The organism is Streptomyces sp. NPDC006430 (assembly GCF_040612395.1).
In the GTDB taxonomy this organism is placed as follows: domain Bacteria; phylum Actinomycetota; class Actinomycetes; order Streptomycetales; family Streptomycetaceae; genus Streptomyces.
On record NZ_JBEXQA010000051.1, the window covers coordinates 20,803 to 27,193 of the forward strand.

A 6,391-nucleotide genomic window follows, 5' to 3' on the forward strand; every position below is an offset into this window, starting at 1 on the left:
TCCGGACCGGAGGCATCACATGTCCGGGTTCCGTTTCCACGACCGTGCCGCGCTCTTCGCGGCCCTCATGGCACCCTTCCTCGTCGCGCTCGCGCTCGTTCCCTTCCGTACGGCTCTTTCCGCGACGAACGAGGCCCTGATCATGGTCGTCACGGTCGTCGCGGTCGCCACCTCGGGCACGCGGGCCGCCGGTGCGCTGGCCGCGCTCTCCGCGGCCGCCTGGTACGACTTCTTCCTCACCAAGCCCTACCGGCAATTCACCATCTCCGACCGTGACGAGATCCAGACGGCCGTCCTCCTGCTGGTCGTCGGCCTGATCGTCGGCCAGCTGGCCGTACGCGCGCGCACACTGCACTCGGCCGTGGTCACCGATGCCGCGCATCTGTCCAGTCTCCGGGCGGCCGCCCGTCTGGCCGAGGACGGCGCCTCGCCGGATGCGGTGGTCGAGCACGTCCGCCGGGAGCTCGTGGGCCTGCTGCGGCTACGCGGCTGCCGCTTCGAGTACGGCACCCTGATGGGCCACCGGCCCCGGCTGGAGCACGACGGCAGCCTGTGGCTCCGCCACGGGGACCGGATCACGGAGTACACGGTCTGGCCACCGGACGTCGAAACCGAGCTGAGGGTCGTCGGCGGTGGGCACTACTACGGCCGCTTCCTCCTCGACCCGTTCCCCGGCCGCCCCCTGCCCCCCGAGGAGGCCCGCCTGGTGGCGGTCTCGATGGCCGCACAGGCCGGCGCTGCACTGGACACCGCCGACCTCTCCCACCAGGCCTGACGCGCCGCTCACCGACCTACCGCGTAAGAGCCTCGTTAAGAGTTCCCGGGTGCCCGTATAGACCCCGTCAAGGTGTCTTAACGCCGGGGTGAAGACACGGTTATCTCGTCATCGGCCATCTGGCCGATTCATCTCTTCCTCTTCATCCAGGAGCTCACGGTGGCCGATCTGGCCTTCGTCGTCACCACGATCGCGGTGTTCGCGCTGGTGGCTCTCATCGCCCGGGGGGTGACCAAGCTGTGAACGCCGAAAACATCATCGGCCTCGTGGTGGCCGTCTCCCTGCTCGGATACCTCGTCCTCGCCCTCGTAAAGCCGGAGAGGTTCTGAGTACTGATATGAGCCCCGAAATCGCTGGTGTGCTCCAGCTCCTCGCGCTGATCGCCGCGCTCGCGCTGGCCTACCGCCCGCTGGGCGACTACATGGCCCGCGTCTACTCCTCCGAGAAGCACTACAAGCCGGAGAAGTGGATCTACAAGGCCATCGGCGCCAACCCCACCGCCGAGATGCGCTGGCCCGCCTACCTGCGCGCCGTCCTCGCCTTCTCCGCCGTGAGCGTCCTCTTCCTCTACGCCCTCCAGCGCGCCCAGGGCATCCTGCCCGGCTCCCTGGGCTTCCAGGCCATCGACCCCGACCAGGCGTTCAACACCGCCGCGTCCTTCGTGGCGAACACCAACTGGCAGTCGTACTACGGCGAGCAGGCCATGGGCCACGTCGTGCAGACCGGCGGCCTGGCGGTGCAGAACTTCGTCTCGGCCGCGGTCGGCATGGCCGTCGCCGTCGCCCTCGTACGGGGCTTCGCGCGCTCCCGTACCGGCGAGCTCGGCAACTTCTGGGCCGACCTGGTCCGCGGCACCGTCCGCATCCTGCTTCCCATTGCCGTCCTCGGCGCGATCGTCCTGGTCGCCTGCGGCGCCATCCAGAACTTCGCCGGCATCCACGAGGTCGGCCAGTTCATGGGCGGCACGCAGCAGTGGAACGGCGGCGCGGTGGCCTCGCAGGAGGTCATCAAGGAGCTGGGCACCAACGGCGGCGGTTACTTCAACGCCAACTCGGCCCACCCCTTCGAGAACCCCAACCCGTTCTCGAACCTGTTCGAGATCTTCCTGATCCTGGTCATCCCGTTCGCGCTGACCCGGACCTTCGGCCGCATGGTCGGAAACCTGCGCCAGGGCTACGCGATCCTCGCGGCGATGGCGATCATCTGGCTCGGTTTCACCGCTCTGATGATGTGGACCGAGTTCGCGGGTAAGGGCCCGGCCTTCGAGGTCTCCGGCGGCGCGATGGAGGGCAAGGAGACCCGCTTCGGCATTGGTGCCTCCGCGATCTTCTCGGTCGCGACCACGCTGACCTCGACCGGTGCGGTCAACTCCTTCCACTCCTCCTTCACCGGCTTCGGCGGCGGCATCCAGCTGCTGGGCATGCAGCTCGGCGAGATCGCGCCCGGCGGCGTCGGTTCGGGTCTCTACGGCATGCTGATCATGGCGATCATCGCGGTGTTCATCGCCGGTCTGATGGTCGGCCGCACCCCCGAGTACCTGGGCAAGAAGATCGGCACCCGCGAGATCAAGTTCGCCGCCTGCTACATCCTCATCACCCCCGCCCTCGTGCTGTGCTTCACCGCCGCGGCGATGGCCCTGCCGACCCCGCCGCACTCGATGCTGAACTCCGGGGCGCACGGGTTCTCCGAGGTGCTGTACGCCTACACCTCGGGCGCCAACAACAACGGCTCCGCTTTCGCCGGCCTGAACGCCGACACCCAGTGGTTCAACAGCACCATCGGCATCGCGATGCTGCTCGGCCGTTTCCTGCCCATGGTGTTCGTCCTGGCGCTGGCCGGCTCGCTCGCCGAGCAGAAGCCCGTCCCGGAGACGGCGGGCACGCTCCGTACGGACAAGCCGCTCTACGCGGGCCTGCTCGTCGGCACGATCCTCATCATCACCGGTCTGACCTACTTCCCGGCCCTGGCGCTGGGACCGCTCGCCGAAGGGCTCGCATCATGAGCACCGCCACACCCACCAGGGCTCCGCACCAGGATGTGCCCACCGGCCACAAGCCGGGGGCCGGACGCGTGGGCGGCGGCCTCTTCGACCCCAGGCAGCTGCTGAAGTCCTTCCCGGACGCGGTGCGCAAGCTCGACCCCCGGGTCATGATCAAGTCGCCGGTCATGTTCGTGGTCCTGATCGGATCGGTCGTGACGACCGTCCTCGCGCTGAAGGACCCCACCGATTGGTTCGGCTGGGCCATCACGGCCTGGCTGTGGCTGACCACGATCTTTGCCAACCTCGCCGAGGCCGTGGCCGAGGGCCGCGGCAAGGCCCAGGCCGACACCCTGCGCAAGGCCAAGACCGACTCCGTCGCCCGCCGCCTGACCAAGGACGGCGGCGAGGAGTCCGTACCGGGCACCGAGCTGAGGATCGGCGACCTCGTCGTCTGCGAGGCCGGCGATGTCATCCCCGGCGACGGTGACGTCGTCGAGGGCGTGGCGTCGGTGGACGAGTCCGCCATCACGGGCGAGTCGGCGCCGGTGATCCGCGAGTCGGGCGGCGACCGCTCGGCCGTGACCGGCGGCACCAAGGTCCTCTCCGACCGGATCGTCATCAAGATCACGACGAAGCCGGGTGAGACATTCATCGACCGGATGATCGCCCTGGTCGAGGGCGCGGCCCGGCAGAAGACCCCCAACGAGATCGCGCTGAACATCCTTCTCGCGTCCCTCACCATCGTCTTCCTGCTCGCGGTCGTCACGCTCCAGCCGTTCGCGATCTATGCCGGCGCCAAGCAGTCCATGATCGTGCTCACCGCACTGCTGGTCTGCCTCATCCCGACGACGATCGGCGCGCTGCTGTCCGCCATCGGCATCGCCGGCATGGACCGCCTCGTCCAGCGCAACGTCCTGGCCATGTCCGGCCGGGCCGTCGAAGCCGCAGGCGACGTCTCCACCCTCCTGCTCGACAAGACCGGCACCATCACCCTCGGCAACCGCCAGGCCTCCGAGTTCGTCCCCGTCAAGGGCACCACCGAGGCCGAGCTCGCCGACGCCGCCCAGCTCTCCTCCCTCGCGGACGAGACCCCCGAGGGCCGCTCCATCGTGGTCCTCGCGAAGGAGAAGTACGGGCTGCGCGAGCGCCACCAGGGCGAGCTGTCGCACGCCGAGTGGATCGCCTTCACCGCCCAGACCCGCATGTCGGGCGTGGACGTCGACGGCAAGCAGACCCGCAAGGGCGCTGCCGGATCCGTCATCACCTGGGTCAAGGAGCAAGGCGGACAGGTCACCGAGGAAGCCGGCTCGCTCGCGGACTCGATCTCACAGGCGGGCGGCACTCCACTGCTGGTCGCGGTCCACGATGAGAAGGGCGCCCGCGTCCTGGGCGTCATCCACCTCAAGGACGTCGTCAAGGAGGGCATGCGCGAGCGGTTCGACGAACTGCGCCGCATGGGCATCAAGACCGTCATGATCACCGGCGACAACCCGCTCACCGCCAAGGCCATCGCCGAAGAAGCGGGCGTCGACGACTTCCTCGCCGAGGCCACTCCCGAGGACAAGATGGCCCTCATCAAGCGGGAGCAGGCCGGCGGCAAGCTCGTCGCGATGACGGGCGACGGTACGAACGACGCCCCGGCGCTCGCGCAGGCCGACGTAGGCGTCGCGATGAACACGGGAACCTCGGCCGCCAAGGAGGCCGGGAACATGGTGGACCTGGACTCCAACCCCACCAAGCTCATCGAGATCGTCGAGATCGGCAAGCAGCTCCTCATCACCCGAGGCGCGCTCACCACGTTCTCCATCGCCAACGACGTCGCGAAGTACTTCGCGATCATCCCGGCCATGTTCGCCGTGGTCTACCCGGGCCTGGACAAGCTCAACATCATGGGCCTGTCCTCCCCCGAGTCGGCGATCCTCTCCGCCGTCATCTTCAACGCGCTGATCATCATCGCCCTCGTACCGCTCGCCCTCAAGGGCGTCCAGTACCGGCCGACCAGCGCCGACAAGATGCTCCGCCGCAACCTCGGCCTCTACGGACTCGGCGGTCTGATCGCCCCGTTCATCGGCATCAAGCTCATCGACATGCTCATCTCCCTCATCCCCGGAATCGGTTGATCCGTCATGAACAACTCTGTAGGCAACACGGCGCGCCTGATCGGCGCGGGCCTGCGGGCCCTGCTCGTTCTGACGGTCATCTGCGGGGTCATCTACCCGCTGGCCGTAACCGGCATCGCCCAGGCCCTGTTCAACGACAAGGCCAACGGCTCCGAGATCAAGGACAAGAGCGGCCAGGTCGTCGGCTCCTCCCTCATCGGGCAGAGCTACAACCTGCCGAAGAAGGACCCGAACGACGCCGAGGAAGCCGCGCGCCCGGACCTCAAGTGGTTCCAGCCCCGCCCCTCCAACGGCTTGGGCAGCAACAGCGTCAACACCCAGTACTCGCTGATCCTCTCGGGCGCCACCAACCGCTCCGCCGACAACGGCGCCATCGATGGCAAGTGCACGGACAAGGCGGAGGAAGGCACGCTCTGCGCCCAGGTTGTCGCCGCCAAGGACGCCGTCATCGCCGACAATTCCACGGCCTCCTACCAGGTCAAGCCCGAGGACGTGCCGGCCGATGCCGTTACCTCCTCCGGCTCCGGCCTCGACCCGAACATCTCCCCCGAGTACGCCGAGCTCCAGGTCCACCGTGTCGCCGAGCAGAACAAGCTCGACGTCAAGCAGGTCGAGAAGCTCGTCGCCGACCACACCACCGGGCGCACCCTCGGCTTCATGGGCGAACCGCGCGTCAACGTCCTCCAGCTCAACATCGCGCTCAAGGCCCTGACCGGTCTTTAATGATCCATACCTCACGGACCCTGAGCCGGCGGGATACGGCCTCGTGCCCCGCCGGCTCCACCGTGCCCGCACCGAAGGAAAGGCTGCACACCCCATGATCCGGGTGCTCGTGGTGGAGGACGACCCCCAGCTCGTCCGCGCGCTCAAGATCAATCTTCAGGCCCGAAGGTACGAGGTCCAGGCAGCCGGCACCGGCGCCGACGCGCTGCGGCTCGCCGCCGCACGCCGGCCCGACGTGATCCTGCTGGACCTTGGTCTGCCGGACATGGACGGCGCCGAGGTGATCAGGAACCTACGCGGCTGGAGCAGAGCGCCGATCCTGGTCCTGTCGGCCCGGCAGACCTCGGAGGAGAAGGTCCGGGCACTGGATGCCGGCGCGGACGACTACGTGACGAAGCCGTTCAGCATGGACGAGCTGCTCGCACGACTGAGAGCAGCCACCCGCAGGCAGAAGGCCCCCGCTGCGTCCCGGACCAACGAGGTCTCCGTCGTCACGACCGACGAATTCAGCATCGACCTGGTGGCGAAGAGGGCACGCCGAGGTGAGCGCACCGTGCGGCTGACGCCGACCGAATGGCACCTGCTGGAAATCCTCATCACCCATCCAGGACAGCTGATCACGCAGAGTCAGCTCCTGCTGGAAGTCTGGGGGCCGACCTACGGGGAGAACACCAACTACCTGCGGGTCTACATGGCCCAGCTACGGCGCAAACTGGAAGCGGACCCCTCGCACCCCCGGTATTTGATCACCGAGCCGGGCATGGGCTACCGCTTCGAACCCTGATCACCTGC

Annotated in this window: 6 protein-coding genes; all 6 read left to right on the forward strand. The window is 67.9% G+C overall.

Going from position 1 to position 6,391, the window contains the following annotated elements:
* Positions 1-19: 19 nt before the first annotated feature.
* Positions 20-775 (forward strand): DUF4118 domain-containing protein, encoded by a 756-nt coding sequence (locus ABZZ20_RS34830; protein WP_356876675.1) that lies wholly within the window; start codon positions 20-22, stop codon positions 773-775.
* A 239-nt stretch (positions 776-1,014) separates the two neighbouring features.
* Positions 1,015-1,104, forward strand: coding sequence for a K(+)-transporting ATPase subunit F (kdpF, locus tag ABZZ20_RS34835; RefSeq protein WP_356876677.1), 90 nt, complete (start codon positions 1,015-1,017; stop codon positions 1,102-1,104).
* Between the two features lie 8 nt (positions 1,105-1,112).
* On the forward strand, positions 1,113-2,777 hold the full coding sequence (gene kdpA / locus ABZZ20_RS34840) for a potassium-transporting ATPase subunit KdpA (protein WP_356876679.1): 1,665 nt from the start codon (positions 1,113-1,115) through the stop codon (positions 2,775-2,777).
* On the forward strand, positions 2,774-4,876 hold the full coding sequence (gene kdpB / locus ABZZ20_RS34845) for a potassium-transporting ATPase subunit KdpB (RefSeq protein ID WP_356876681.1): 2,103 nt from the start codon (positions 2,774-2,776) through the stop codon (positions 4,874-4,876). The genes kdpA and kdpB overlap by 4 nt, the downstream gene beginning before the upstream one ends.
* Positions 4,877-4,882: 6 nt before the next feature.
* Positions 4,883-5,599: a potassium-transporting ATPase subunit C gene (locus tag ABZZ20_RS34850; protein ID WP_356876683.1), complete on the forward strand. Its 717-nt coding sequence runs from the start codon at positions 4,883-4,885 to the stop codon at positions 5,597-5,599.
* Positions 5,600-5,693: 94 nt separating this feature from the next.
* On the forward strand, positions 5,694-6,383 hold the full coding sequence (locus ABZZ20_RS34855) for a response regulator (RefSeq protein ID WP_356876685.1): 690 nt from the start codon (positions 5,694-5,696) through the stop codon (positions 6,381-6,383).
* Positions 6,384-6,391 lie beyond the last annotated feature (8 nt).

What these genes read in the sequence shown, in the direction of transcription:
- ABZZ20_RS34830 (WP_356876675.1), top strand. Translation starts at nt 20, where the DNA reads ATGTCCGGGTTCCGTTTCCACGACCGTGCCGCGCTCTTCGCGGCCCTC.
- kdpA (WP_356876679.1), top strand. Translation starts at nt 1,113, where the DNA reads ATGAGCCCCGAAATCGCTGGTGTGCTCCAGCTCCTCGCGCTGATCGCC.
- kdpB (WP_356876681.1), top strand. Translation starts at nt 2,774, where the DNA reads ATGAGCACCGCCACACCCACCAGGGCTCCGCACCAGGATGTGCCCACC.
- ABZZ20_RS34850 (WP_356876683.1), top strand. Translation starts at nt 4,883, where the DNA reads ATGAACAACTCTGTAGGCAACACGGCGCGCCTGATCGGCGCGGGCCTG.
- ABZZ20_RS34855 (WP_356876685.1), top strand. Translation starts at nt 5,694, where the DNA reads ATGATCCGGGTGCTCGTGGTGGAGGACGACCCCCAGCTCGTCCGCGCG.